Source organism: Corynebacterium sp. HMSC066C02 (assembly GCF_001814945.1).
In the GTDB taxonomy this organism is placed as follows: domain Bacteria; phylum Actinomycetota; class Actinomycetes; order Mycobacteriales; family Mycobacteriaceae; genus Corynebacterium; species Corynebacterium aurimucosum.
Genome location: NZ_KV818465.1, coordinates 1 through 264 on the forward strand (window position 1 = coordinate 1; position 264 = coordinate 264).

A 264-nucleotide genomic window follows, 5' to 3' on the forward strand; every position below is an offset into this window, starting at 1 on the left:
GTTGAGCAGCCGGATGCTCCTGCTGACAAGCCGGACTGGAAGGACGGCAAGGGTAAGCCTGGCGACAAGGTCGAGATTCCGAACACTGGTGGTCCGGTTGAGGATGGCACCACGGTTGAGACCGAAGGCCCAGGTAAGGCTGAAATCGATGAGAAGGGCAACCTGATTGTCGACATCGATAAGAACGCTAAGCCTGGCAAGAAGGTTGTTGTCGTTGCCAAGGACAAGGACGGCAAGGAGATCGACCGCGTAGAGGTTGAGGTT

General features: G+C 56.4%; 1 protein-coding gene. It reads left to right on the plus strand.

The features are described 5' to 3' along the window. Positions 1-264: hypothetical protein (locus tag HMPREF2996_RS12845; protein WP_168166684.1), on the plus strand; the 264-nt coding region annotated here is incomplete at both ends.